The 25,817-nt window shown below is 72.6% G+C and carries 28 protein-coding genes and 1 other RNA gene; 16 read left to right on the top strand and 13 right to left on the bottom strand.

From position 1 onward, the window contains the following. Position 1: 1 nt before the first annotated feature. Positions 2-3,337: a BTAD domain-containing putative transcriptional regulator gene (locus P3T41_RS00430; RefSeq protein ID WP_280686875.1), complete on the bottom strand. Its 3,336-nt coding sequence runs from the start codon at positions 3,335-3,337 to the stop codon at positions 2-4. 207 nt (positions 3,338-3,544) lie between these two features. Between P3T41_RS00430 and P3T41_RS00425 the strand changes: the two genes are divergently transcribed. After that, entirely contained in the window at positions 3,545-4,324 is a 780-nt protein-coding gene (locus P3T41_RS00425; RefSeq protein ID WP_280686874.1) for a site-2 protease family protein, read from the top strand. Between the two features lie 22 nt (positions 4,325-4,346). Here P3T41_RS00425 and P3T41_RS00420 read toward each other — a convergent pair whose 3' ends face one another. Next, entirely contained in the window at positions 4,347-4,532 is a 186-nt protein-coding gene (locus P3T41_RS00420; RefSeq protein WP_280686873.1) for a hypothetical protein, read from the bottom strand. Positions 4,533-4,693: 161 nt separating this feature from the next. Further along, positions 4,694-5,383: an NADPH-dependent F420 reductase gene (gene npdG, locus P3T41_RS00415; RefSeq protein WP_280686872.1), complete on the bottom strand. Its 690-nt coding sequence runs from the start codon at positions 5,381-5,383 to the stop codon at positions 4,694-4,696. A gap of 45 nt (positions 5,384-5,428) precedes the next feature. Between npdG and P3T41_RS00410 the strand changes: the two genes are divergently transcribed. Both P3T41_RS00410 and P3T41_RS00405 read left to right on the top strand, forming a co-directional pair. Next, entirely contained in the window at positions 5,429-6,034 is a 606-nt protein-coding gene (locus P3T41_RS00410) for a hypothetical protein (RefSeq protein WP_280686871.1), read from the top strand. 71 nt (positions 6,035-6,105) lie between these two features. After that, positions 6,106-7,458, top strand: a complete 1,353-nt coding sequence (locus P3T41_RS00405; protein ID WP_280686870.1) for an MFS transporter — start codon at positions 6,106-6,108, stop codon at positions 7,456-7,458. A gap of 7 nt (positions 7,459-7,465) precedes the next feature. Here P3T41_RS00405 and P3T41_RS00400 read toward each other — a convergent pair whose 3' ends face one another. Further along, the gene (locus P3T41_RS00400) at positions 7,466-7,699 is read right to left on the bottom strand and encodes a hypothetical protein (protein WP_280686869.1); all 234 of its coding nucleotides are present in this window, start codon (positions 7,697-7,699) and stop codon (positions 7,466-7,468) included. 84 nt (positions 7,700-7,783) lie between these two features. Between P3T41_RS00400 and map the strand changes: the two genes are divergently transcribed. After that, positions 7,784-8,641: a type I methionyl aminopeptidase gene (gene map / locus P3T41_RS00395; protein ID WP_280687302.1), complete on the top strand. Its 858-nt coding sequence runs from the start codon at positions 7,784-7,786 to the stop codon at positions 8,639-8,641. Between the two features lie 37 nt (positions 8,642-8,678). Here map and P3T41_RS00390 read toward each other — a convergent pair whose 3' ends face one another. Beyond that, a complete protein-coding gene (locus tag P3T41_RS00390; protein ID WP_280686868.1) occupies positions 8,679-9,386 on the bottom strand; it encodes a bifunctional DNA primase/polymerase in 708 nt (235 codons plus the stop codon). Positions 9,387-9,698: 312 nt separating this feature from the next. On the opposite strand from P3T41_RS00390, the gene P3T41_RS00385 reads away from it, so the two are divergent. After that, positions 9,699-9,971 carry a hypothetical protein gene (locus P3T41_RS00385; protein ID WP_280686867.1) on the top strand — a complete coding sequence of 91 codons (273 nt, stop codon included), beginning with the start codon at positions 9,699-9,701 and terminating at the stop codon, positions 9,969-9,971. A 1-nt stretch (position 9,972) separates the two neighbouring features. Here P3T41_RS00385 and P3T41_RS00380 read toward each other — a convergent pair whose 3' ends face one another. Beyond that, on the bottom strand, positions 9,973-10,620 hold the full coding sequence (locus tag P3T41_RS00380; RefSeq protein WP_280686866.1) for a PadR family transcriptional regulator: 648 nt from the start codon (positions 10,618-10,620) through the stop codon (positions 9,973-9,975). A gap of 281 nt (positions 10,621-10,901) precedes the next feature. Between P3T41_RS00380 and P3T41_RS00375 the strand changes: the two genes are divergently transcribed. From P3T41_RS00375 to hemC, 5 genes are all read left to right on the top strand, one after another. Then, on the top strand, positions 10,902-13,301 hold the full coding sequence (locus P3T41_RS00375) for an excinuclease ABC subunit UvrA (protein ID WP_280686865.1): 2,400 nt from the start codon (positions 10,902-10,904) through the stop codon (positions 13,299-13,301). Between the two features lie 69 nt (positions 13,302-13,370). After that, complete coding sequence (locus tag P3T41_RS00370; protein WP_280686864.1) at positions 13,371-13,829, top strand: helix-turn-helix transcriptional regulator; 459 nt, start codon at positions 13,371-13,373, stop codon at positions 13,827-13,829. 53 nt (positions 13,830-13,882) lie between these two features. Further along, positions 13,883-14,281 carry an ACT domain-containing protein gene (locus P3T41_RS00365; RefSeq protein ID WP_280686863.1) on the top strand — a complete coding sequence of 133 codons (399 nt, stop codon included), beginning with the start codon at positions 13,883-13,885 and terminating at the stop codon, positions 14,279-14,281. A gap of 86 nt (positions 14,282-14,367) precedes the next feature. Further along, positions 14,368-15,444: a transglycosylase SLT domain-containing protein gene (locus P3T41_RS00360; protein WP_280686862.1), complete on the top strand. Its 1,077-nt coding sequence runs from the start codon at positions 14,368-14,370 to the stop codon at positions 15,442-15,444. A gap of 136 nt (positions 15,445-15,580) precedes the next feature. Next, complete coding sequence (gene hemC / locus P3T41_RS00355) at positions 15,581-16,525, top strand: hydroxymethylbilane synthase (protein ID WP_280686861.1); 945 nt, start codon at positions 15,581-15,583, stop codon at positions 16,523-16,525. A gap of 12 nt (positions 16,526-16,537) precedes the next feature. Here the strand turns inward: hemC and P3T41_RS00350 are convergent, their stop codons facing one another. The 3 genes from P3T41_RS00350 to P3T41_RS00340 form a co-directional block, all read right to left on the bottom strand. After that, entirely contained in the window at positions 16,538-16,705 is a 168-nt protein-coding gene (locus tag P3T41_RS00350; protein WP_280686860.1) for a hypothetical protein, read from the bottom strand. A 143-nt stretch (positions 16,706-16,848) separates the two neighbouring features. Further along, complete coding sequence (locus P3T41_RS00345) at positions 16,849-17,049, bottom strand: hypothetical protein (RefSeq protein ID WP_280686859.1); 201 nt, start codon at positions 17,047-17,049, stop codon at positions 16,849-16,851. A 13-nt stretch (positions 17,050-17,062) separates the two neighbouring features. After that, positions 17,063-17,689, bottom strand: a complete 627-nt coding sequence (locus P3T41_RS00340; protein WP_280686858.1) for a DinB family protein — start codon at positions 17,687-17,689, stop codon at positions 17,063-17,065. Positions 17,690-17,799: 110 nt separating this feature from the next. Between P3T41_RS00340 and P3T41_RS00335 the strand changes: the two genes are divergently transcribed. The 4 genes from P3T41_RS00335 to P3T41_RS00320 all read left to right on the top strand — a co-directional run bounded on the left by P3T41_RS00335 (position 17,800) and on the right by P3T41_RS00320 (position 20,078). Next, positions 17,800-18,315 carry a hypothetical protein gene (locus tag P3T41_RS00335; protein ID WP_280686857.1) on the top strand — a complete coding sequence of 172 codons (516 nt, stop codon included), beginning with the start codon at positions 17,800-17,802 and terminating at the stop codon, positions 18,313-18,315. A gap of 54 nt (positions 18,316-18,369) precedes the next feature. Further along, a complete protein-coding gene (locus tag P3T41_RS00330; RefSeq protein ID WP_280686856.1) occupies positions 18,370-19,404 on the top strand; it encodes an NAD(P)-dependent oxidoreductase in 1,035 nt (344 codons plus the stop codon). Positions 19,405-19,548: 144 nt separating this feature from the next. Continuing rightward, a complete protein-coding gene (locus P3T41_RS00325; protein ID WP_280686855.1) occupies positions 19,549-19,821 on the top strand; it encodes a type II toxin-antitoxin system prevent-host-death family antitoxin in 273 nt (90 codons plus the stop codon). Further along, positions 19,818-20,078: a Txe/YoeB family addiction module toxin gene (locus P3T41_RS00320; RefSeq protein WP_280686854.1), complete on the top strand. Its 261-nt coding sequence runs from the start codon at positions 19,818-19,820 to the stop codon at positions 20,076-20,078. The genes P3T41_RS00325 and P3T41_RS00320 overlap by 4 nt, the downstream gene beginning before the upstream one ends. Here the strand turns inward: P3T41_RS00320 and P3T41_RS00315 are convergent. Next, positions 20,072-20,929 (bottom strand): ATP-grasp domain-containing protein, encoded by an 858-nt coding sequence (locus P3T41_RS00315; protein ID WP_280686853.1) that lies wholly within the window; start codon positions 20,927-20,929, stop codon positions 20,072-20,074. The two genes, P3T41_RS00320 and P3T41_RS00315, sit on opposite strands and share 7 nt — an antisense overlap. A 114-nt stretch (positions 20,930-21,043) precedes the next feature. On the opposite strand from P3T41_RS00315, the gene P3T41_RS00310 reads away from it, so the two are divergent. Next, positions 21,044-21,523, top strand: a complete 480-nt coding sequence (locus P3T41_RS00310) for a macro domain-containing protein (protein ID WP_280686852.1) — start codon at positions 21,044-21,046, stop codon at positions 21,521-21,523. A 158-nt stretch (positions 21,524-21,681) separates the two neighbouring features. On the opposite strand, the gene rnpB is transcribed toward P3T41_RS00310, so the two are convergent. Beyond that, positions 21,682-22,081: RNase P RNA component class A (gene rnpB / locus P3T41_RS00305), an RNA gene on the bottom strand. 13 nt (positions 22,082-22,094) lie between these two features. Continuing rightward, positions 22,095-23,570 (bottom strand): MFS transporter, encoded by a 1,476-nt coding sequence (locus tag P3T41_RS00300; RefSeq protein ID WP_280686851.1) that lies wholly within the window; start codon positions 23,568-23,570, stop codon positions 22,095-22,097. A 210-nt stretch (positions 23,571-23,780) separates the two neighbouring features. Here P3T41_RS00300 and yaaA point away from each other — a divergent pair, with 210 nt between their 5' ends. Next, the gene (gene yaaA, locus P3T41_RS00295; RefSeq protein ID WP_280686850.1) at positions 23,781-24,572 is read left to right on the top strand and encodes a peroxide stress protein YaaA; all 792 of its coding nucleotides are present in this window, start codon (positions 23,781-23,783) and stop codon (positions 24,570-24,572) included. A 64-nt stretch (positions 24,573-24,636) separates the two neighbouring features. On the opposite strand, the gene P3T41_RS00290 is transcribed toward yaaA, so the two are convergent. Continuing rightward, entirely contained in the window at positions 24,637-25,815 is a 1,179-nt protein-coding gene (locus tag P3T41_RS00290) for a bifunctional RNase H/acid phosphatase (protein ID WP_280686849.1), read from the bottom strand. Positions 25,816-25,817: the final 2 nt, after the last annotated feature.

Below are 25,817 nucleotides of genomic sequence, written 5' to 3'. Positions count from 1 at the left end.
ATCAGAGTTCGGCCACCAGCTGGTCCAGCAGGGCCGTGGTCTCCGCCCAGGAGAACGCGCGGCCCTGCTCGCACGCGTCCTGGAATCCCGCCTCGCCCAGCAGCCCGTTCAGCACCGACTCCCGGGTCTCCCGCTCGATCCGCTCCAGGAACGAGCCCTGCGCACCGAGCCGGCCGCCGTGCACCCCGCTCAGCAGGCCGGCCTGGCGGGCGAGTTCGCGGTCCCGGTCACGCTCGGCCCGGGCCGCCAGGATGCCGACCACCGCCGGGAGCAGCAGCAGGGTGACGTGCTGCGCGAAGACCAGCGCCGCCGCCGACACCTCGCGCAGCCCGCGCAGCCCGGCCCGCAGTTGGGCCACCGCCTCGTCCACCTGGCCGCAGCGGGCCAGCACCAGGCCCTCGGCGCAGGACACCAGGCCCTCCGTGATCCCCGGCAGTCCGGGACCGAAGCGGGCCTGTGTCGCACGCAGCCGGCGCAGTTCCTCGCGGGCGGCGGCGAAGTCACCGCGATGCGTGTAGAGCCCGCTGAGCAGGGTGTGGCCGTAGACCAGGGCGCCGTCGGCGTGCTGCCCACCGGCCAGGGCGCCCTCGATGCCCTGGCGGATCAACCGTTCGCCCTCCACCTGGTCGCGCTCCAGCACCGCCTCGCCGAGCCGCACCCGCAGCTGCGGCACATCCTGCGGAGCGCCGAGTTCCTGGGCCAGTTCGATCGCCTGCCGGTAGGCGGCGACCGCGGTGGCCGAATCACCCGCGTAGCCGGCCGTCTCGGCCTGCGCCGCGAGCGTCTCCGTCATGCCCCAGCGGTCGCCGAGCCGGGAGTAGATCGCCATCGCCTCGTCGCCGTCCTGGCGGGCCTGCGCCAGGCCGGCAGCCCTGTCGTTGGACATCTTGGCGCGCAGTTGCAGGGTCCAGGCCAGCTCGCTCTCCCGCCCGTACCGGCGGCAGCCCTCGACCGCCTGGTCGATCAGGGTGAGCATCTCGTCGGCCTGGCCGGCCAGGAAGCAGGCGAAGATCCGCAGCAGCGCGGGGTAGGAGTAGGACTGCGGCAGGTCGGGGTGGTAGGCCCGGAGGATCCGCGGCGCGCGCTCGACCAGCGCGTGGTCGCCGATGACGTCCATGTCGCCGTCGAAGCGGGAGATCAGCTGGTAGATCCAGGCCTGCCGGCGGGCCTCGGCCAGCATCGCCGGCGGCCAGGGCAACGGGTGCTGAAGCGGCCCGAGCTCCAGCGGCTCGGGCGCGGGGGCGTCGTCCGCGAACGGGTCGGAGCTGAGCGCGCAGACCTGGTCGAGCCAGTCGCGGGACTCGGTGCGGTAATCGCGCAGCAGCCAGAACCAGAGCATCCCCAGCACCAGGCTGAGCGCGTCCGGCTCGGCGCGGGTGTCCAGCGCGTGGCGCAGCGCGGCCCTGACGTTGTCCTGCTCGCGCTCCAGCACGCCGAGCCAGTGCATCTGCTGGTGGCCGTGCAGGTTCGGCTCGGCCGTGCGGACCAGTTCGCGGAAGGCGGCCAGGTGCTGGTCGGCCACCGCGCGGTGCTCGCCGGACTCGGCGAGCTTCTCGACGCCGTACTCGTGGATCGTCTCCAGCATCCGGTAGCGCGGCGGGCCGTCCGGATCCAGCCCCGCGACCAGCAGCGACTTGTCGACCAGCGAGAGCAGCAGCTCGGCCACCTCGCCGGTGGCGACCGACTCGCCGTCGGCGCAGACCAGTTCGGCGTCCGCCAGGGTGGCACCGCCGGCGAACACGGCGAGCCGGCGCAGCACCGCCCGCTCGCGCTCGTCCAGCAGCTCCCAGCTCCAGTCCACCACCGCGCGCAGCGTCTGCTGCCGGGGCAGCAGCACCCGGCTGCCGCCGGTGAGCAGGGCGAACCGCTGGTCCAGCCGGTCCGCCAGCTGGCGGGGCGTCAGGCCGCGCAGCCGGGCGGCGGCCAGCTCGATGGCCAGCGGCAGGCCGTCCAGCCGGCGGCAGATCTCGGCGGCCGCGGCCGGATCGTCGGCGACCGAGAAGCCGGCCCGGGCGGCCGCGCCCCGCTCGGCCAGCAGGCGCAGCGCGACCGGGTCCGGCAGCGGCTCGACCGGCAGTACCGTCTCGCCCGGCACGCCGAGCGGCTCGCGGCTGGTGGCCAGGATGCTCAGGTGCGGGCACTCGGCGAGCAGCCGGTCGGCCAGCTCGGCGGCGGACTGGATCAGGTGCTCGCAGTTGTCGAGCAGCAGCAGCATCCGGGACCGGCCGCAGTGCTCGACGATCCGGCGCACCGGGTCGTCCTGGCGGGTGTCGGTCATCGACTGGTGCAGCACGGTGGCGCGCAGGCCGAGCGCGGAGAGCACCGCGTCCGGGACGGCGCTCGGGCTCTCCAACGGCGCGAGTTCGGCCTGCCAGACGCCGTCGGGCCAGCGCCCGCCTGCCTGGGCGGCCTGGCCGGCCTCCACCGAGAGACGGGTCTTGCCGGAGCCGCCGGGCCCGGTGAGGGTGACCAGCCGGGCCGAACCGATCAGCTCGGCGAGCGCCGTCAGGTCGTGCTCACGGCCGACGAAGCTGGTCAGCCGGGGGCGCAGGTTGCCGCCGGCGAGCATCACGGGCGCGGGCGCGGGCGCCGTTGCAGGTACAGGTGCAGGTGCAGGTGTCGGGGCCTGCTGGAGCAGTTCCTGGTGGACGGCGCGCAGCTCGGTGCCCGGGTCGGCGCCCAGCTTCTCGGCCAGCGACCGGCGCAGCCGCTCGTAGCGCTCCAGCGCCTCGGCGGTGCGCCCGCAGCGGTGCAGCGCGCGGATCCACAGCACGTGCAGCGGCTCGTCCAGCGGGTGGTCCGCGCAGAGCCCGGCGAGTTCGGCGGCCACCTCGACGGCCCGCCCGAGCGCGAGGTCGGCGCCGATCCTGGCCCGGCGCGCCTCGTCGCGCTGGGCCTCCAGCCGCACCGCTCGGCCCGCCCGGTCCGGCAGGTCGGCCAGGGCCGGGCCGCGCCACAGCGCCAGCGCCTCGCGCAGGTGCTCGGCGGCCGCCGGCGCGTCACCGGCCGCCAGCGCCCGCTGCCCCTGCTCGGCCAGGCGCTGGAACCGGGTCAGGTCGCTCTGACCCGTCGTCAGCCAGTAGCCGGCGGGCCCTGATTCGATCTCCGCGCGGCCGATGGTGCGGCGCAGCCGGCCGACCAGGGTCTGCAGCGCGGCGGCCGAGTCCTGCGGCAGCTCACCGTCCCAGACCTCCGCCACCAGCGCCTCGGCCGGCACCGGGCGGCCCTGGCGCAGCACCAGCGCCGCGAGCAGCGCGCGCAGCCGGGCACCGCCGAGCGGAACCGGGGTGCCGTCGTCGTGATGGGCGGTCGTGGTGCCGAGGATGCCGTAGTGCACGGGGACCATTCTGCTGCTTCGGCCGCGCGCCGAGCCCAACAGGGCGGGCCGGGCCCAACAGAGCGGGCGCAGCGGGGCCGGCTGGTGGGCGGAACGGGGCGGGCCGATGGGACGTTCACTTGTCGATGGCGCGGGCCGACCGGCATGATCGGTGGCGCCTGCCCCTCCATTCGCCACCATGCCATCCCCTGACGGAGACCCGTTCCCATGAGCTTTGCCACCACACGCGGCCCCAAGAGCGAGGAGCGCCGGATCAGCCCGGTGTTCTGGGTGCTGCTGGCGACCCTGGTCACCTCGGGCTGGGCGGTGTGGACCGGCTACGGATCGACCCGCTTCGGGGTCTTCCTCTTCGTGGTGGCCGGCTGGATGGTCTCGCTCTGCCTGCACGAGTACGCGCACGCCCGCACCGCGCTGCACGGCGGGGACATCACGGTGGGCGCCAAGGGCTACCTGACCCTCAACCCCTTCAAGTACGCCAACTCGGTCACCAGCTTCGTGCTGCCGGTGGTCTTCGTGGTGCTGGGCGGCATCGGCCTGCCCGGTGGCGCGGTCTTCATCGAGCGCAGCCGGATCCAGGGGCGGCTCAAGCACAGCCTGATCTCGGCGGCCGGGCCGCTGGTCAACCTGGTCTTCGGGGCGGTGCTGCTGCTGCCGGTGGGCACCGGCCTGCTGGACGGGGTGGCACCGGACTTCCTGGCGGCGCTGTCCTTCCTCGGCATGCTGCAGATCAGCGCGGCGCTGCTGAACCTGCTCCCGATCCCCGGTCTGGACGGCTACGGGATCATCGAGCCCTGGCTCTCGCTGCAGACCCGCCGCGCGGTCGCGCCGTTCGCGCCGTACGGGATGCTGGCGGTCTTCATCGTGCTGTGGCAGTCGCAGGTGAACGTCTGGTTCTTCAACCTGGTCTACGACATCATCGAGCTCTTCGGCGTCGACCGGTACTACGCCTGGGTGGGCTCCGACCTGTTCCGGTTCTGGACGCACTAGCCGTTCCGGCGAGCCGGAGGCCCTAGCCGTTCTGGCCGGCCGCCCGCTCCAGCTTCTCCTTGCGCAGGTAGTACCAGGCGATGTTGCTGGCCACGCCCGCCATCAGCACCCAGATCACGCCCAGCCAGTTGCCCTCCACGAAGGAGACCACGGCGGCACAGACCGCGAGGACGAAGACGATCGAGGCGTACAGGGCGTTGCGGGGCATGGCGGCCGGCTCCAGGCAGATCGGGTGGGTTTGCGTACCCCATTCTCCCGGAAGGTCCGGACCCGCCCGCAGCCGGGTGGGGCCGGACCTTCGGTATCGTCACGCGATCGTCACAAGCGGACGACAGTGCGTCACCTTTCGGGCGCTGCCGCCCACCGCTGTCAGACGTCGGTGACCCGCAGCCCCGCGTGCGCCTTGTAGCGACGGTTGACCGAGATCAGGTTCGCCACCAGCGACTCGACCTGGTGGGCGTTGCGCAGCCGGCCCGCGTAGATGCCGCGCATGCCGGGGATCCGGTCGGTCAGCGCCTGGACCACGTCGGTGGCCGCCCGCTCGTCGCCGAGGACCAGCACGTCGGTGTCGATCGTGGCGATCTGCGGGTCCTGCAGCAGCACGGCGGACAGGTGGTGGAACGCGGCGGTGACCCGGGAGTCCGGCAGCAGCGCGGCGGCCTGCTGGGCGGCGCTGCCCTCCTCCGGGGTGAGCGCGTAGGCGCCCTGCTTGTCGAAGCCCAACGGGTTGACGCAGTCCACCACGATCTTGCCGGCCAGCTCGCCGGCCAGGGCGGCCAGCAGCTCGCCGTGCCCGTCCCACGGCACCGCGATGATCACGATGTCGCTCTGCCGGGCGGTGCTCGCGTTGTCCATGCCGCGCACACCGAGTCCGAGTTCGGCGGCGGCGGACTCGGCGCGCTCGGCGCTGCGCGAGCCGATGATCACCTGCTGGCCGGCCTTGGCCAGCCGGTAGGCCAGGCCGCGGCCCTGGTCGCCGGTGCCGCCGAGGACACCGACCACCAGCTGCGTGACGTCGGGCAGCTGGGGTGCGGGGTTCGCTGATTCGAGGGAAGTCATACCGAGATCCTGCCAAAGCCGCGAGCCCGCCTCCATCCTGGCGCCATGGACGTGACGAGAGTGAGCGCGCTGCGCGAGGTCCTGTCCGGGTCGCCGCTGCTGGACTCGACCAGGAGCTTCGCCGGCTCGCTGCGGCGCGCCGTGACCCGGCGCTCGGCCTGCGGCCTGCTGCTGGTCGGCAGCCCTGACTACGAGCCGTGGCATCTGGCGGCGCACCTGGACGACGAGGCGGGCTGGTCCCAAGTGCCCAGCCTGGCCCCGACCTTGATCCGCCACCAGGTGCCAGGCGCGGCCACCGCACCGCCGCAGCTGCGGCACGACCTGCGGCGACTGGCGGCGGCCGGGCGCGGCGAGACGGTGCTGGTGGTCACCCCGCAGGCCCCCGGCGACGCGCTGCTGGAGCGGGTGCACGACGCGCGCCGAGGCGGCGCGACCGTGCTCGCGCTGGCGGCGGACGCCCCCGAACTGGCCGAACTGGCGCACGAGAGCCTGACGGTGGAGAGCCCCGACGAGCCGGGCTTCGACCTGGTGCAGCACCTGGTCGGCGCGGCGGCCGGCGAGCGGCCCCGGCCCTGGTCACGGCTGGCGGGGCCGGCCGGCCTGGCCCGGGTGGTGCGGCGGTTCACCGCCGAGCCGGTCGACCGCTGGTGACCCGCGGGCCGGACTCCCCCACCGGATAAACCCGTTGCGACCGCGGATCGGACCACGCAGGATGGCCGCTCATGACCGAAGCCGGCCCCGCCGAACCCGAGCCGCCCCACCCGAGCCTGCTGCGCCGCCTGCGCCCCGACCTGGCGCCGATGCGCACCTCCCGGGACTTCCGGCTGCTCTGGGGCTCGGGCTGCGTCTCCAGTTTCGGCAGCTTCCTCACCTACGTCGCCGTCCCGCTGCAGATCAAGCAGTTGACCGGCTCCTACCTCGCGGTCGGCTCGATCGGCGCGGTCGAACTGCTGCCACTGATCGTCTTCGGCCTCTGGGGCGGCGCGCTGGCCGACGCGCTGGACCGCCGCAAGCTGGTGCTCTGCGCCGAGGCCGGGCTCGGCCTGCTGAGCGGATTGCTGCTGCTCGACGCCCTGCTGCCGCACCCGCTGCTCTGGCCGATCTACCTGGTGGCCGGGCTGGTCGCGGCCGTGGACGGCCTGCAGCGCCCGGCACTGGACACGCTGGTGCCGCGGATCGTGGCGCACGAGCAGCTGACCGCCGCCTTCGCGCTGATCTCGATCTACCGCAACACCAGCACCATCGCCGGCCCCGCGCTGGCCGGCGTCGTCGTCGCGTACGCCGGCGGCCCGGCCACCGCCTACGCGCTGGACGTGGCGACCTTCGCCGTCTCGCTGCTGCTGCTGGTCCGGCTGCGCGCGGTACCCCCGCCGACCGGGGCCGCCAAGCCCTCGGTGGCGGCGATCATGGCCGGTGTCCGGTACGCCTGGAGCCGTCCCGAGCTGCTCGGGACCTACCTGGTGGACATCGCCGCGATGCTCTTCGCCTTCCCGAACGCGATCTTTCCGTTCCTGGCCGACGACCTGCACGCCGGCTGGGCGCTCGGGCTGATGTACGGCGCCACGGCGGTGGGCGCGCTGCTCGTCTCCGTCACCAGCGGCTGGGCCTCGAGCGTCCACCGGCACGGCCGGATGGTGCTGCTGGCCGCGCTGGGCTGGGGCGCGGCGATGACCCTGGCCGGGCTGGCGGGGAACGTCTGGCTGGTCCTGCTCTGCCTGGCGGCGGCCGGCGGTGCGGACATGATCAGCGGGATGGGCCGCTCCACCATGTGGAACCAGTCCATCCCCGACGAACTGCGCGGCCGCCTGGCCGGGGTGGAGCTGCTCAGCTACTCGGTGGGCCCGAACCTGGGCCAGGTGCGAGCCGGCGGCACGGCCGCGCTGGTCGGCGCCCGCGGCTCGGTCTGGCTGGGCGGGCTGGCCTGCGTGCTGAGCGTGGGCGGGCTGGCGGCGGTGCTGCCCAAGCTGCTCGCCTACGACGCGCGGACCGACCCGCACGTGGCGGCGGCCCGCGCGGCGCGCGAGCAGGCGGCGAACGCGACCGCGGCGAACGCGGCGGCGACAGCGCCCGCCTGATGGCAGGTCAGCTCTTGTCGTCCTCGGGCCGCACGTCGCTGTCGCTCCAGCGCGGGTCGGTGGCCCACTCCTCGTTGCGCTCCCGCGCGGTCTCCAGCGCGTGCCCCGCCTCCTCGCGGCTGGCGTACGGGCCGAGCCGGTCCTTGGCCGGGCACTCCGGCCCCTCCTCGACCTTCTGGTGCTTGAGGCAGTAGTACCACTCGCCCGGTTTCCCGACGGTGCCCCGCTTGAACAGCGCCATGAGTTCCTCCTCGTCCGCTACTGCTGATCATGCCCGTCGGCGCCTTCGCACACACAGCCGGGACGCCGGGAACCGGGCGCTAGAATCGCGGCCATGGCTCACCTCGTTCCCGGTATCCAGTCCCCCACTCGCAAGGTCCCGGCGCACATCGCCCGGCCGGAGTACGTCGGCAAGCCCGGCCCGACGCCGTACACCGGGCCCGAGGTGCAGGACGCGGAGACCATCGAGAAGATGCGGATCGCCGGTCGGATCGCCGCCCGGGCGATGGCGGCGGCCGCCGAGCTGATCGCGCCCGGGGTGACGACCGATCAGCTGGACGCGGTGGCCCACGAGTACATGTGCGACCACGACGCCTACCCGTCCGACCTGGGCTACCGGGGCTTCCCGAAGTCGGTCTGCACCTCGATCAACGAGGTGATCTGCCACGGGATCCCGGACTCGACGGTGCTGCGGGACGGCGACATCGTCAACATCGACGCCACCGCCTACATCCACGGGGTGCACGGCGACCTGAACGCCACCTACCTGTGCGGCGACGTGGCCGAGGAGTCACGGCTGCTGGTCGAGCGGACCCGGGAGTCGCTCGCCCGGGCGATCAAGGCGGTCAAGCCGGGGCGTCAGATCAACGTGATCGGCCGGGTGATCGAGTCCTACGCCAAGCGCTTCGACTACGGCGTGGTGCGCGACTTCACCGGCCACGGGATCAACACCTCGTTCCACTCCGGCCTGATCATCCCGCACTACGACAGCGACCGGGCCACCCAGGTGATCAAGCCGGGGATGACCTTCACCATCGAACCGATGCTCACCCTGGGCACCTACGACTACGAGATCTGGCCGGACGGCTGGACGGTGGTCACCAAGGACCGCAAGCGGACCGCCCAGTTCGAGCACACGCTGCTCGTCACGGCGGACGGGGCGGAGATCCTCACCCTGCCGTGACCCCCCGCTGTGGCCGCCCGCCGGAGCGGGCGGCGCCTCAGCCGATCAGCCACTGCTCCTCGGCGACGGCGCCCACCTCGGTGCACGCGTCGGTGAGCACGTCCAGCACCCGCAGCGGGTCCGGCAGCGGCTGCTCGGGCCCGCGCAGCCAGCGGACCTGCGAGCCGTCGGGCAGCGCGGCCGGGGGCAGCAGGGTGTAGGAGCCGCGGCAGTGCCAGCGCAGACCCGGGTGCTCGGACACGGTGTCCGGGTGGGTGTCCAGCGCGCTCGACCACCACTCGTCCTCGTCCTCCGGGGTGCCCCTGGTGCTGGTGAAGAAGAGGTAGCGCTCCTCGCCGACGGCAGCGACCGGTCCCTCCACGCCGAGCGCGGTGAGCCGCTCCAGCGCGAGCCGGCCGGCCTCGGCGGGGACGTCGAGCACGTCGTGGGCGCGGCCGGTGGCGGTGATGAAGTTGGCCAGCGGGTCGCGGGAGAGCCAGCGGGTCAACTGCTCGGCGTCGGTGGTGGCCTGCGACTGCCAGGCGAACGAGACCGGGTGCTGCGCCGGGGCCGGACAGCCGACCCGGTCGCAGGAACAGCGGTGACCCGCCGGATGCGCGGCCGGGGCGAGCGGGAAGCCGGCCTGGACCGCACCCAGCAGCAGTTCGAGCCGGTCCGCGGGGGAAGCCGCGCCGCCTGCGTCCGACCCGGTGCGCGGCCGATCGCGTCGCTGCCACCACGTCGTCCACCTGCTGCTGGCTTCCATCGGGCCCCTTTCGCACGGCTGTGACGTGTTGCGGCACAGTGTTCGACGCAACTACGGACGCAAACGCCCGGCGCTGCCCACGGCTTCCCGGGGTCACCGGAGCGCCGCTCCTCGGCGGCGGCGGTCGGGCGCGGTCGGGCGCGTCGACGCGCGCCGTAGCCGGCCCGTGACGGGCCGCCGACCCGGGTCGGGCCCGAGGGCGTACTGAGCAGGATAAGGGAGTATCGGGGTCGCCCGGACCGGGGGTGTCCGGGCCACGGCGTTCGAGCCGGGTGTTTGGGTCGACCGGTCGGATGGTGCGAAGCTGGCCGAATGAGGAGCGCGGATACGGAATTCATCGGGGGGCCGCTGGACGGCCGGGTGCTGCCGGTCTACCTGAGTCCGTTCAACGCGGTGCCCAAGCGCTACTCCGTGCCGGTGCCCGCGCACGGCGAGGAGCCGGCCCGGACGCTGGTGTACGTCCGGGCCAAGCGGTACAGCTCGAAGGGGCGGGCACGCTGGGTGTACGAGTACCAGGTGCCGGAGTCGGAGCGACCCGACGCCGAGCCGGAGCAGCCCGACCGGTCGGAGCCGGGCGCCGAGTGACTCACCCCTCCTCGGCCAGGATCAGGTAGAGCTTCTTCCTGGCCTCGACCAGCACCGCGAGCCCCTTGGTCCGCTGCTCCTCGGTGCCGGTCGCCATCACCTGGCGGATCGCCTGCTCCACCGAGGCCAGCGCCTGGCCGACCTCGTGCACCGCCTCCCAGTCGATCCCGCGCCCGGCCTCCTGCCAGGGCTCGGCGGCCCCCGCCTCCGCCTCCGTGCGACCGGTCTCGGTCAGCGTGAACAGCCGCTTGCCGCCGGTCTCCTGAGCCTCGATCAGGCCCTCCTCCTCCAGCAGCTGGAGGGTCGGGTACACCGAACCCGGGCTGGGCCGCCAGGCCCCCGAGGTCCGCTCACCGATCTCGGTGATCATCTCGTAGCCGTGCATCGGCCGCTCCTTGAGCAGCGCCAGCAGCGAGGCCCGCACATCCCCCCGCCGGGCCCGGCCACCGTGCCGCCCGCGCCCCCGGCCGCCATGACCGCCGAACCCACCGCCGAACCCACCGCGGAACGGCCCGCCGAAGGGGCCACCACCCGGCGGGAACGACGGCCCGTAGGCCCCGCGCTGCTCGGCGAACTCGCCGGGGATCCGGTCGAACGGCCGACCACCGTCGCGACGGCCACGACCGCCGCTCATCCTCTGCCTGCGCATGACGCGCACCACCTCTCTCATCGGCCGACGAAGCACTCACGAGGTTTCGCGAGCTACCTTCGTACGATCTCGATGCTTCGACGATATATCGGTAACTATCGCTCGTCAACGTTTTTGCGCATGGCGCGGCCTGCTGCCGTCCCGGATGGCGAGGAGGGTCACCGGACCGATGACCGGACCGATCAGGAATCGAGAAGCGTCGTCACCGGGCCGCAAGTAGCGTGGCCGCCGTGGACCGTTGCCGCGAAGGCGGCCCCGCCCGACAGATGGAGACCCGAAGCATGGCCACGAGGACGGACAGCACGTCGCCCGCGCCGCATGTCGCCGACAGCCACGACCTGATCCGCGTGCACGGTGCGCGCGTGAACAACCTCAAGGACGTCAGCATCGAGATCCCCAAGCGCCGGCTGACGGTGTTCACCGGGGTGTCCGGCTCGGGCAAGAGCTCGCTGGTGTTCGACACGATCGCCGCGGAGTCGCAGCGGCTGATCAACGAGACCTACAGCGCCTTCGTGCAGGGCTTCATGCCGACGCTGGCGCGGCCCGAGGTCGACGTCCTCGACGGGCTGACCACCGCGATCATCGTCGACCAGCAACGGATGGGCGCCGACCCGCGCTCCACGGTCGGCACCGCCACGGACGCCAACGCGATGCTCCGGATCCTCTTCAGCCGGCTCGGGCGGCCGCACATCGGCTCGCCCAAGGCCTTCTCCTTCAACGTCCCGTCCATCAGCGGGGCGGGTGCGGTCACCCTCGAGCGCGGCGGGAAGACCGTGAAGGAGCGGCGCAGCTTCAGCATCACCGGCGGCATGTGTCCGCGCTGCGAGGGGCGGGGCGCGGTCTCCGACATCGACCTCACCCAGCTCTTCGACGACTCCAAGTCCCTCGCCGAGGGCGCGCTCACCATCCCCGGCTACACGCCGGGCGGCTGGAACTACCGGCTCTACAGCGAGTCGGGCTTCTACGATCCGCAGAAGCCGATCCGCAAGTACACCAAGAAGGAGCTGCACGACTTCCTCCACCACGAGCCGGAGCGGATGAAGATCGCGGGCATCAACATGACCTACGAGGGTCTGATCCCGCGGATCCAGAAGTCCTACCTCGCCAAGGACCGGGAGGGGATGCAGCCGCACATCCGGGCGTTCGTGGACCGGGCGGTCACCTTCACCGTCTGCCCCGAGTGCGGCGGCACCCGGCTGAGCGAGGCGGCCAGGTCCTCCCGGATCGGCAGGATCAGCATCGCCGACGCCTGCGCGATGCAGATCAGCGACCTGGCCGATTGGGTCCGCGGCCTCGACGAGCCGTCGGTGGCGCCGCTGCTCGCCACGCTGCGGCAGACCCTCGACTCGTTCGTGGAGATCGGGCTCGGCTACCTCTCGCTCGACCGGTCCTCGGGCACGCTGTCGGGCGGCGAGGCGCAGCGGGTCAAGATGATCCGCCACCTCGGTTCCTCGCTGACCGACACCACCTACGTCTTCGACGAGCCCACCGTCGGCCTGCACCCCCATGACATCCAGCGGATGAACGGCCTGCTGCTGCGGCTGCGGGACAAGGGCAACACGGTGCTCGTCGTGGAGCACAAGCCGGAGACGATCGCGATCGCCGACCACGTCGTCGACCTCGGCCCCGGCGCCGGTACGGCGGGCGGCACCGTCTGCTTCGAGGGCACCGTCGAGGGGCTGCGGGCCGGCGGCACCCTCACCGGCCGCCATCTCGACGACCGGGCCACCCTCAAGGAGACGGTGCGCGAGCCCACCGGCACGCTGGCGATCCGCGGTGCGACGACGCACAACCTGCGCGACGTCGACGTCGACATCCCGCTCGGCGTGCTCGCCGTCGTCACCGGTGTCGCGGGCTCCGGCAAGAGCTCGCTCATCCACGGGTCGCTGGTCAACGGTTCGGGGACCCCTGGCGAGGGTGTGGTCTCGATCGACCAGGGCGCGATCCGCGGCTCACGGCGGAGCAATCCGGCGACGTACACCGGCCTGCTCGACCCGATCCGCAAGGCGTTCGCGAAGGCCAACGGCGTGAAGCCGGCGCTGTTCAGCGCCAACTCCGAGGGTGCCTGCCCCAATTGCAACGGCGCCGGCGTCATCTACACCGACCTGGCGATGATGGCCGGCGTCGCCACCACCTGCGAGGAGTGCGAGGGGAAGCGGTTCGAGGCCTCGGTGCTGGACTACCACCTCGGCGGCCGCGACATCAGCGAGGTACTCGCGATGTCGGTGAACGAGGCCGAGGAGTTCTTCGGCACCGGTGAGGCGCACACGCCGGCCGCGCACCGCATCCTGGACCGGCTCGCCGACGTCGGGCTCGGCTACCTCACGCTCGGCCAGCCGCTCACCACGCTGTCCGGCGGCGAGCGACAGCGGCTCAAGCTGGCCACCCATCTGTCCGAGAAGGGCGGCGTCTACGTCCTCGACGAGCCGACCACCGGCCTGCACCTCGCCGACGTCGAGCAGTTGCTCGGCCTGCTCGACCGGATCGTCGACTCCGGAAAGTCCGTCATCGTCATCGAGCACCACCAGGCGGTCATGGCGCACGCCGACTGGATCATCGACCTGGGCCCCGGCGCCGGCCACGACGGCGGCCGGATCGTCTTCGAGGGCACGCCCGCCGACCTGGTCGCCGCCCGCTCCACCCTCACTGGCGAGCACCTCGCGGCCTACGTCGGCGCCTGACCTGGGCCCTCGCGGACACCGCGCGGTGCTGCCCGCTGCCCTCGGCCGTTCTGTGGCACGATCGGACGGGTGACGAGCAGACCGGACGCGGCGCAGCACCTGCGCGACCTCGCGCGGCTGCGCCGCGTGCGCGACCGGATCGACCGGGAGTACGAGCAGCCGCTGGACGTCGAGGCACTCGCCCGCGGCGTGCACATGTCGGCCGGGCACCTCAGCCGCCAGTTCCGGCTCGCGTACGGCGAATCGCCCTACGGCTACCTGATGACGCGGCGGATCGAGCGCGCGATGGCGCTGCTGCGTCGCGGCGACCTCAGCGTCACCGAGGTCTGCTTCGCGGTCGGTTGCTCGTCGCTGGGTACCTTCAGCACCCGCTTCACCGAGCTGGTCGGCGTGCCGCCCAGCGTCTACCGCAGCGACGCGGCGCGCACGACGGCCGGGCTGCCGTCGTGCGTGGCGAAACAGGTGACCAGACCGATCAGGAATCGCGGCGGTGCCGCGGCGTCCACTGATCACGGCTCAACCGGGTGAGTTCGGGGCCCAGCTGCCCGGTCGGCCCGGCGGCGGCCGCTACGGTGGCGGACATGGCTGGTGAAACGGATCTCCAGAAGCTGCTCGCTGACATGCGCCCCGTGCTGAACCCGGGACGGTTCGTCTTCTGCACCTTCGGCGGGCGGGTGCCCACCGGGCTGCGGCCCGTCGTGACGGTGGCCGAGGCCGAGGGGATGACGGCGGTGGTGGAGCAGCAGGAGGCCGACGCACTGGGCCTGCCCTACGACTTCGTGGCCGCCTGGATCACGCTGCGGATCCACTCGGCGCTGGCCGCGGTCGGCCTCACCGCGGCGGTGGCCGGGCGGCTGACCGAGCACGGGATCAGCTGCAACGTGGTGGCCGGCTTCCACCACGACCACCTCTTCGTGCCGGCCGGCGAGGCCGAGCGCGCCGTCGACGCGCTGCGACGCCTCGCGGCCGAGAGCGCCTGACCGACACACCCCACCGCACCCCGCTACCACGCCTGCCCGGCCCCACCCTCGGGAGTGGCGCCACCCGGCGGTACGCTACGGCTTCTTTGACCGTAGGACAGGCGACGGGGGCGGGGAAGATGCGGATCGGCAACAGACAGAAGGTCGCGGCGGGCCTGATAGCGGTGACCGCGGCGGGAGCGCTGACGGCCTACGGGATCACCGGCTCGGGGCACGGGCACCGCACGGCCACCGCCGGCACGGTGACCGTCGCGGACGGGCCGTCCGCGAGCGCCTCCCTCACCGCCTCGCCCACCGCCAGTGCGTCCGCGAGCGACCCGGCCGCACCCAGCCCGTCCGCGAGCGCCTCCCTCACCGCCTCGCCCAGCGCCACGAGTTCGGCCGGCCCCTCGCGCGGCGCCTCGCACAGCCCCGCGCCGAGCGCCTCCCGCGCCACCACGCCGAGCGGCGCCCAGAACAACGCCGCGCCCGCCACCAGCGCCGCACCCCCGGCCAAGCCGCAGGCACCCGCACCCGCGCCGACCACCAAGCCCGGCCCGGTCGCACCCCCGCCGCCGGCGGCCGCCCCAGGGGTCCCGCCGCTGCAGAGCAGCTGCAAGCCGTCCTACACCGGCACCAACGCCGCCGACGCCGATGTCGCCGCCGCACTGACCGCCGCCGCCGGCAAGGCCCGCACGCTGACCCTGGGCAGTGGCGGCACCGACCGGATGCCGGCCCTGCCGGTCAACCTGGTCAAGGCGGTCGCCTGGCAGGAGAGCGGCTGGCAGTCGACCATCCTGGCCTGCGACGGCGGAATCGGCACGATGCAGATCATGCCGGCCACCGCGCCCTGGATGAACGGCAAGTTCGGCACCAAGAACGACGTGCAGACCCTGGCCGGCAACACCGACCTCGGTGCCGAGCTGCTGGACGAACTGGTCGCGTACTACGGCGACTCCGACTTCGGCGGCACGTACGACCTGACGCCCGACCCGACCACCGGCAAGAACCCGCTGCTCGACCTGGTGATCGCCGCCTACAACGCGGGCGCGGGCAACGTGCACTACAACACCGTCACCGACCCGAGCACCGGCGTCACCACCGGCAGTTCGGTGATCCCCAACCCGGGGTACGTCGCCGCCGTCGAGGCGCTGATGACCACCTGCCCGTGCATGGGTCACTGAGGCCGGCAGGGCCTGGCGGCGGCGCACCGCGAAACGCTGCACCGTAGCCCGGGCTGTTTCGAACGCGCGGGCGGCGTGCGGGAATCGTCGTCGGCTTCCGTCGATCGGAGCAGGACCCCCGGCTAGGCTGGTCGGCATGGACTCGTCTTCCCTCCCCGATGTGCTGCGGATCGTCTCTCGCTCCTCTCCGATGGCACTCGCCCAGGTCGAGCGGTTCCGGGCCGAACTGGCCGTCCTGCACCCCGAGATCCGCACCGAGGTGGTCCCCGTGACCACCGCCGGCGACCGCTGGACCGGCTCGCTCGCGGCGCTCGGCGGCAAGGGCGCGTTCACCAAGGAGGTGGACGCCGCGCTGCTGGCCGGCGAGGCGGACGTCGCGGTGCACTGCGTCAAGGACGTGCCCGCCGACCGGCCGCTGCCCGCCGGCACCGTCTTCGCCGCCGTGCTGCGCCGCGACGACCTGCGCGACGCCCTGGTGCACCCCGACGGCCTGACCCTCGATCAGCTGGCGCCGGGCAGCCGGATCGGTACCTCCTCGGTCCGCCGGGTGGCCCAACTGGCCGTCAGCCACCCGCATCTCAGCTGCGTGCCGATGCGCGGCAACGCCAACAGCCGGCTGGCGAAACTGGCCGCCGGCGAGGCCGACGCCCTGCTGCTGGCCGCCTCCGGGCTGGCCCGGATCGGCGAGCAGCAGCAGATCAGCGAGGTGCTGAGCCTGGAGACGATGTGCCCGCCGATCGGCGCCGGCGTGCTCGCCCTGCAGTGCCGCGAGGAGGACGCGGCCACCATCGAGGCGGTGCGCGGCCTGAACGACGAGGCGGCCTGGCGCGAGACGACCGCCGAGCGGATGTTCCTGCACGTCCTCCAGGGCCACTGCAACAGCCCGATCGCCGGCTACGCGCGCGCCGAGCGGGACGGCCGGCTCTCGTTGCGCGGCCGGGTCTTCACCCCCGACGGCAAGACGGTACTGGACGCCCACGAGTGGGCCGGCCCGCTGGACCCGGCGACACTGGGCACCTCGGTGGCGGTGGCACTGCTGCGGCAAGGGGCGCGGGAGCTGATCGACAGCATCCCGCACTGAGCCGCGCCGGACTCACTCCCGCTCGCGCCGGTTCTCCTCCGCCGCCTCGGCCACGCCCGCCTCGTGCCCGGCCGCGTAGACCCGCCGGACGAAGTCGGCGGCCTGCTCCTGGGTCAGATCGTCGGTCAGCGTCATCAGCTCGTCGGTGAAGCGGATCAGCCAGTGCTGTCGGTGTGCCATGGCTCCCATGGCACACCGACAGCAACCGGCTCGCGCGCGGTGTCACCCGTTCGGGGGTCCGGGTCCGCAGCCCAGCCACTCCCCGACGTGCAACTAATCGGTTGCACACGAGGGACTCCATGTGCAGCCCTCAGGTAGCGCATTTAGCCGCGCATCAGCGGGTCTGGGAGCTGCTCACCCGAGTTCCTCGGCAGCTGGTTCGGCAGCGGCCCGCTCACCAGGGTCGACCTGCGCCCCGGCGGGCGGCTGGTCTTCGACCACGGGGTGCACGGCAGCCTGCCGGCCGTGATCGAGCGGGGCGAGTCGAGGAGCTGGAAGTCGACCGGGCCGACTTCTGCGGTCACGACTCACGGCGGGTCAGCGCAGCTGGGCGCGGTGCAGATAGAGGTCGCGGAGCAGGGCGATCTCGGCGCCGTGGTGGACGACCTCCTGGTTGACCCACCAGACCACGTCCAGGAACCGCTCCTCCGGGTCGCCGCCGTACGGGTAGCGGCTGCGCCCGACCTCGTCGAGCGCGGCGTCGTCGGCGTCGAGCAGCGCCGCGCGCCAGGCCGCGGCGCCGGCTGTGAAGGCGGCGACCGCGCCGGCGGCGTCGCCGTGGAATCGGTACTCGTCCCGGGTCAGGGCGCGGCTGCCGTTGGTGTGGTCGGCGCGGAGGGTGAGCATCTCGGCGAGGTGGCCCAGGCGCCACGCGATGGTGGTGAACGGTGGCGGCACCGGATGCGGGCTCGGCGCCGAGTCGCGCCCCCAGTCGCCCGCGCCGACCAGCAGCGTCGCCCGCGAGCCGGGTCCGTCCGAGCGGCGGCGGATCGACCAGCAGTCAGGCACCGGCTCCCAGCGGTACTCGGCGTCGGTCATCGGGCTGACGGCGACCTCGGTGCCGTTGCCGCTGTCGACCCCGGGGCCCGCCATCCGGTGAGTCAGGCGTTCGCAGCCGAAGTCGAACTCCGCGAGCAGCGGGACCAGTCGGGCGGGCAGCGCCATCGAACACTCCTGGGTCGGCCGTACTGACGTGACCGTCCGCACCCTGCCACAGCCGATCCACCGGCGCTTCCGATTTCCCGGAGTGGGGTGCGGGACGCCAAGGTGGAGGCATGTCCGACAAGTACGCACGCGTGGAGCGGGAGCGCCGCTTCCTGCTCGCCGCCCCGCCCCCACCCGCCGCCGTCACCGCGACCCGCCGGATCGCCGACCGCTATCTCGACGGCACCCGGCTGCGGCTACGGATGATGGTCGAGCCGGACGGCGCGGCGCCGATCTACAAGCTCACCCAGAAGATCCCGGCCGAACACCCCGGCCCCGTCCAGGGATTGATCACCAACACCTATCTGACCCGGGCCGAGTACGAGGTCCTCGCGGCCCTCCCCGCGGCCACCCTCGACAAGACCCGGCTCGGCGTGCCGCCGCTGGGCATCGACGTCTTCGACGGCCCGCTGCGCGGACTGGTGCTCGCCGAGGCCGAGTTCGACAGCGACGAGGCGGCCCACGCCTTCCGCCCACCCGTGGCGGCCGTCGCGGAGGTGACCACGGACCCGCGCTTCACCGGCGGCCGGCTGGCCCGGGCCGAGCGCGGCGAACTGCTGGGCTGGCTGGCCGAGTACGGTATCTGAGCCGGGCAGCCGGGCACACCGACAGACTGGGACGACTACGGCCGAGGGGGCTGCATGGCACAGACGCGCGTCCTGCTCATCGACGCGGCACCGGGCCCGCTGCTGGACCGGGAGTTGGCCCGGCTGCTCGATCACGGCCTCTCCCCCACCCTGAACCTGCGCCGGGTGCCCGCCGCCGAGCGCGCGGCGGTGCGGGCGGCGTGGGACGGACGGGTGGCGTTCACCGATTTCGACGCCTTCGACGAGCGGGAGCTGATCACCGCGAACGTCGCGTCCGGCCTCGGCCACGACGCCGTCAAGTCCCGCTCCGGGCCGCCGTTGCGCGCAGCCTTCCTGGCGGCGGCGACCGATCCGGCGCTGGCCCATCCGCTGCGGGTGATCGGCCGCGCCGGGGCGGGCACCGACCACGTCGACCTGTCCGCCGCCACCGCGCACGACATCACCGTCACCCACACCCCGGGCTCCAACGCCACCGGGGTCGCCGAGTTCGCGCTGGCCCAGCTGCTCACCCTCACCCGGCGGCTCGCCTCGCACAACCAGGCTTCACATCAAGGAAGTTGGCCGCCGAGCGTGACTCCGGTGGCGGAGCTGTCGGAACTGACACTCGGGATCGTCGGCCTGGGCCTGATCGGGCGAACCCTGGCGAGCAAAGCCGCGGCGCTCGGCATGACGGTCCACGGCATCGGTCGCGACGGCGACCTGCGAGAGCTGCTGACGGTCAGTCAGGTGGTCTCGCTGCATCTGCCACTCACCGCGCGGACCCACCACCTGATCGGCGAGGCCGAGTTGGCGCTGCTGCCGCCCGGCGCGATCCTGCTGAACACCGCACGCGGCGGCATCGTCGACGAGCGCGCCCTGGCCGACGCGCTGAGCGATCCGCAACACCCGCTCGCGGCCGCCGCCGTGGACACCTTCGAGCACGAGCACGCCGCCTTCGCCTCCCCCCTCTTCGACCTGCCGAACGCGCTGCTCACCCCACACGTCGCCGGCATGACCAGGACCGCGATGACCACGGCCGCACTACGCTGCGCGGACCACCTCGCGGCCCTGCTCGCCGGGCGGGCGGAGGGTATCCCGACCGTGAACTGACGGAGCGTCACCACTTCCGGGCGGGCCGGTCGCCTGCCCGGCGAGCACACCGATCGTCGCAAGGAGCGAGGCTAGTGGCATCTGGTACCAGAAACTCGTACCATTACAGTACGGAAACTTGCTTTTTACGCGGAAGGCACGCCGATGGCGATCAGCGCGAGCGAGGCACGCACGCAGCTCTTCCCGTTGATCAAAAAGGTCAACGATGACCACACCCCGGTAAGGATCACCTCCAAGAGCGGGGACGCAGTCCTCATGTCCGCCGAGGACTACGACTCGTGGCAGGAGACGATCTATCTCCTGCGCTCCCCCGCCAATGCCCAGCGGCTCATGGAGGCCGTCGCCCGCGACAGGGTCGGCCACCCCGGCGCCACCAAGACCATGGAAGAGCTGGAAGCCCTGGCCGGTGAGGTGTGAGGAGCATCCACTTCGATCCGGACGTCTGGGAGGACTTCCTGTTCTGGCTCGGATCGAACCGGAAGATGGCTCAGCGGATCACCCGCCTGATCGGCGAGATCCAACGCGACCCGTTCAACGGGATCGGAAAGCCCGAGCCGCTGAAGGGCGACCTGGCCGGCTACTGGTCACGCCGAATCGATGACGAACACCGCCTGGTGTACCGAGCCGACGAGAAGGAAGTGAAGATCCTCAAGGCTCGCTACCACTATCAGTAGGAGTGGCGCGCCGGCTCCACGGAGGCCTGTCCCCTCAGGAACCGCTGGTCAGTCGGGGCGACCTCGCCGCGTGGCCCAGTCGCGCGCAGGACGACGTCGAGGACGGCGTCCGGATCGGCGGCATAACTGTGGGCGAACCACGGCATGTTCGCTTCGACGACCGCCCACTGCTCGCGACCGGTGTCCGGGTCCTGGACAAGGCCGACATCGACGGCCACCGCGCTCGGCAGCGAACCACGCTCCGCCGCCAATAGCCTCTGCGCGAAAGCACGCACCGCCGCCTCGTCACGGTTCCCGTCCAACGGCGCGGTGTCCAGACGTCCGTAACGGGCATAGCGGCTGCCGGTGACCAGCTGCCAGTCCAGCACGAACAACCGGAACTCGACAGCGAAAGTCACCACCTCGGAGAGCAGCACCGCCGTATCGGGGCCGATCCGCTCGCCCTCGCGGGGAAGCCGACTGCCGTCGGCGTAGACCGCTGCGGGGAACTGCTTGTCACTCGGCGGCTTCACAAAGAGTGGGCGACGTGCGGTCCATGCCTCCGACAGCGTGGTCAACTCGATGCGGCGGCCGGTGAACTCCTCGGGCAGGCCGCTGAGCCAGTCGTCGGCGGGCTCCAGCAACGCCAGGTCCAGCCGACCGGCGATCCGGTCGGCCAGCAGCGGACCGCCGTACCAGTGCACGATCCGGCCCGTCAGCTCCCCCGGGGCCAGCGGACCGTCCAGCGTCATGACCTCGAAGCCACGGCGCTCGGCGGCTTCGGCGAGCAGCCGGCTCGTGCTGGTCAGCTGCGCCGACGTCAGGAGGATCTCAGCACCCGTCTGACGAACTGGGTAACGCGTCAGGGGCATCGTTGCCCTCCTTCGTTCAGCTGATCGACTGCCCACCGTAGTGGCCGTCCCGAACCCAGGACGAGTGGATATCCACAGCCTCGTTCGTCAGTGCCGCCCGCTACGGTGCACGGCATGGCAACGGGGATCGAGTACGTGCGGGGCGACGCGACCACGCCGCTGGGCAAGGGCCCGAAAGTGATCGCGCATGTCTGCAACGACCTGGGCGGCTGGGGCAAGGGCTTCGTCCTGGCCGTCTCCCGACGCTGGCCCGAGCCCGAGACGGCGTACCGGCGATGGCACCGTGAGCGGGCGGGCAACGACTTCGGCCTCGGCGCCGTGCAGGTGGTGCAGGTCAACCGGCTGCTGTGGGTCGCCAACATGATCGGCCAGCACGGAACACGCACCGGCAGCAAGGGCGTCCCCGTGCGCTACGAAGCCATCGACACCGCTCTGGACACCCTCGCCGAACGCGTGGTCGAGCTCGCCGCGTCCGTCCATATGCCCCGCATCGGCTGCGGGCTGGCGGGCGGCCGATGGGAGCGGGTCGAACCGCTGGTCCTCGCACGGCTGGCGGACCGCGGCATCGCCGTGACCGTGTACGACCACGACTGACCTACTGCCAGGTATCGGTCTCATGACAGGCGTCCGTCACTCGGTCCGAGGGACTTTCGAGGGACGTTTCACCGGCTGACGCGGCTGCCCCCTGGAAGATCGGAAAGGGCCTCCGACACAGGTCAGAGGCCCTTTCCGAGGTAAAGCCGAGCTAGCGGCGGACGAGCCGGCCTGTACGCCGGGTTCTGTTCCTGGGTTGCTTGCGCGGGCCCAGGCGACGGCCATCCATCTAGGGCTGCCGTTGCCGACAGCCTCGTGCGGTCTACCCGCGAGCTCGGGCGAGCAGCCCTCGAACACCCGCGCACGGTGCCCGAGGGCACCGATCTTGACCTTGCTCCAGGTGGGGTTTACCGAGCCGGCCGAGTCACCTCGGCCGCTGGTGGTCTCTTACACCACCGTTTCACCCTTACCGGCGGCCGGAGCCGTCGGCGGTCTGTTTTCTGTGGCACTGTCCCGCGGGTCACCCCGGGTGGGCGTTACCCACCACCCTGCTCTGTGGAGCCCGGACGTTCCTCGGCGGGCCTGTTGAGGACCCGTCGCGACCGCCCGGCCGGCTCGTCCGCCGTACTGGTCATGGTAGCCGGTCGACGCGGGGCTTCCGGACAGCGGGGGCCGGGGCGGCGGGCGCGTCCAGGCGGGCGGCGACGCGGTCGGCGGTGGCGCGGGCCCAGGCGGTGGTGGTGATCAGGCCGAGCAGCGTGATGACCAGGCCGAGGCACGCGATGATCCACCAGCCGGCGTGGCTGGCGGGGGCGAAGCCGGTGGCCAGCGGGGCGACCACGGCGGCGGTGACCACGGTGCCGATCACCGCGACACCCAGCGACTGGCCGACCTGACGGCTGGTCGAGGCCACCGCCGCCGCGACCCCGGCCTGGGCGCGCGGCATGCCGCTGACGGCCGCGTTGGTGATCGGGGCGTTCACCAGGCCGAAGCCGAGGCCGAAGAGGCTGTAGGCGGTCAGCAGCAGGGCAGGCGAGGAGGTGGCGGTCAGCCGGGTGAGCAGCAGGCCGCTGGCGGCCAGTGCGGGACCGGCCACCAGGAGCGGCAGCCGGGGGCCGCGGGAGCCGACGATCCGGCCGGAGATCGGGGCGCAGACCAGGGTGAAGGCGGCGATCGGCAGCGTCCACAGGCCCGCCTCGACCGGGGAGTAGTGGCGCACGTCCTGCAGGTAGAGGGTGTTGAGGAAGAGGAAGCCGCCGAGCGAGGCGAAGGCACAGACCGCGATCACGGTCGCCCCCGAGAACGGCGCGCTGCGGAAGAACCGCAGGTCGAGCAGCGGCTCGCGGTGGCGGCGCTCCCAGAGCGGGAAAGCGACGAGCGCGCCCAGCGCGAGGGCGGCCAGCGCCAGGATGCCCGGCGAGGTCCAGCCGTGGCCCGGGCCCTCGATGATCACGGCGGTGCCGGCCGCGAGCGCGGCGACGGCCAGCAGCTGGCCGACCGGATCGAGGCGGCGCGGCTTCGGCGCCCGGGACTCGGGGACGTAGCGGGCGGCCAGCGCGATGGCGACCAGGCCGATCGGGACGTTGATCAGGAAGATCGACGGCCAGCCGAAGCTGTCCACCAGCAGCCCGCCGACCAGCGGGCCGAGGGCCATGCTGATGCCCACCACGCCACCCCAGACGCCGATCGCCTGGGCCCGTTCGCGCGGGTCGGTGAAGACGTTGGTGATGATCGACATGGCCACCGGGTTGAGCATCGAGCCGCCGATCGCCTGCACGGCGCGGAAGGCGATCAGCCAGCCCAGGCTCGGTGCGATGCTGCAGAGCACCGAGCCGAGCACGAAGAACAGCAGACCGAGTTGGAAGATCCGGCGGCGCCCGACCCGGTCGGCCACCGAGCCGGAGAGGATCAGCAGCGAGGCGAGCACCAGGGTGTAGGAGGCGATCACCCACTGCAGACCGGAGGCCGGCGCGTGCAGATCGCGCTGGATGGACGGCAGCGCGATGTTGACGATGGTGTTGTCGAGCCCGACGATCAGCAGGCTCAGGCAGCAGATCGCCAGGATCAGCAGGCGGCGGCGTCGGGTCAGGGTGGTCGGATCGGTCACCCGTTCATCCTAAGCAATTCATGGGATGAATCCGACCGGCCGCCGAATGCTGGACAAGCCGGCTCAGCGCTCGCCGCCAGGGCCTCGCAGTACGCCTTCAGGCCGGCCACAGGTAGCAGGTAGATTGCTCAGGTCTCAGCTCGTTCAACAAAACGTGTCGCCGCGGGGTCGCGACCCCGTCGTGACTCCAGCCGTGAGGGGAAGCCGCGCATGCCGTTCCTGGTCCTGCTGCCGCCGTCCGAGGGCAAGGCCGAGGCGCCCGACGGCGCGCCGCTCGCGCTCTCCTCGCTCTCGCTGCCCGCGCTGACCGAGGCCCGGACCCGGGTGCTGGACGCGCTGGTCGAGCTGTGCACCGGCGACCAGGAGACGGCCGCCGAGGTGCTCGGGCTGAGCAAGGGACTGCGCGGCGAGATCGCCCGCAACGCCACGCTGCGCACGGCGGGCACGCTGCCGGCCGGCGAGCTGTACACCGGCGTGCTCTACGACGCGCTCGGGCTCGGCAAGCTGGACGCGGCCGCCTACGCGCGGGCCGAGCGCTCGCTGCTGGTCTTCTCCGGGCTGTGGGGCGCGGTGCGGATCGGCGACCGGATCCCCGCCTACCGGTGCTCGGGCGGCGTGAAGCTGCCGCCGCTGGGCGCGCTCGGGGCGTACTGGCGCCGGGAGATGGCGCAGGTGCTGCCCGGTGAGGCGGACCGGCTGGTGCTGGACCTGCGCAGCTCGGCGTACGCGGCCTCGTGGAAGCCGGCCGGGGAGGTCGTCGCCCGCACGGCCACCGTGCGGGTGCTGCAGGAGAAGGACGGCAAGCGCACGGTGGTGAGCCACTTCAACAAGGCCACCAAGGGACGCCTGGTGCGCGACCTGCTGAACTCGGGCGCCGAACCGGGCACGCCGGGCGAGCTGCTGGACGCGCTGCGCGGGCTCGGCTACCAGGTGGAGGTCGCGGCCCAGGGCACCGCCCGCAAGCCGTGGCAGCTGGACGTGGTGGTCACCGAGATCCACTGATCCGCCCGAACATTCGCCTGATCGGCCGTCAAGGGCCTTGGCTGACAAGGTCCCTGACGGTGGCTCAGCGCAGGTGACCGGTGTCGTTGAGCAGCCGCAGCGAGGCGTTGCCGTCGCTGTAGTACTGCACCGCGCAGAGCGAGGCGGCGGACAGCTCCATCTTGTAGACCGCGTCCGGTGGCGCCCCGAGAGCGAGGCGGACCAGGCTCTTGATCGGGCCGACGTGCGAGACCACCAGCACCGTCTTGCCCGGGTAGCGGGCCAGCACCTTGTCCCGCGCCACCGCGACCCGCTGGGCCAGCGTGGCGAAACTCTCGGCGCTGCCGGTCGGCTTGACCTTGGTGGAGCCCAACCAGGCGCTCAGGTCGTCGGGATGGCGCTCCTGCGCCTCGGCGAAGGTCAGGCCCTCCCAGGCGCCGAAGTCCAGCTCGCGCAGGCCCTCCTCGATCCGCACCGGCAGACCGAGCCGGACCGCCACCGCCTCGGCGGTCTGCCGGGCGCGCAGCATCGGCGAGCTGACCACGGCCTGGACGGTGCCGCGCGCGACCAGCGCCTCGGCGGCCCGCTCGGCCTGCCAGCGGCCCTTCTCGGACAGCTCGGGGTCGCTCCCGGTGCTGCCGGAGAACCGCTTCTGCGGGGTGAGCGCGGTCTCGCCGTGCCGCAGCAGCACCAGGGTGGTGGGGGTGCCGAGGTCCGCGGCCGAGGCCCAGCCGGCCTTGGGCGCCGCCGACTCGGTCGTCAACGGCTCAGGCGTCAGCGGCTCAGGAGCCGACTCCGCGACCGAGAGCTCGGGCGCGGCCGGGCGGACCTTGGGCTCCCACTGCCTGCCCGCCTTGCCCGCGTCCATCGCCTCGTTGGCCAGCCGGTCGGCGTCCTTGTTCCGCTCGCGCGGGATCCAGCTGTAGTCGACCTGGCCGCGAGGGAAGACGGTGCGGGCCTCGGCGGCCAGCGGCTGCATGTCGGGGTGCTTGATCTTCCAGCGCCCCGACATCTGCTCGACCACCAGCTTGGAGTCCATCCGGACGTCCACCGTGGCGCTCGGGTCGATCTCGTGGGCGGCCCGCAGGCCGGCGATCAGCCCCTTGTACTCGGCGACGTTGTTGGTCGCCCGGCCGATGTACTCGGCGGCTTCGGCGATGATCTGGCCGGTGTCGCCGTCGCGGACCACCGCGCCGTAGCCGGCCGGTCCCGGGTTGCCCCGGGAGCCGCCGTCCGCCTCGACGATGAACCTGCGGGCCGGCACGG

This window comes from Kitasatospora sp. GAS204B, assembly GCF_029892155.1.
In the GTDB taxonomy this organism is placed as follows: domain Bacteria; phylum Actinomycetota; class Actinomycetes; order Streptomycetales; family Streptomycetaceae; genus Kitasatospora.
This window is presented reverse-complemented; position numbering and strand designations above follow the sequence as displayed.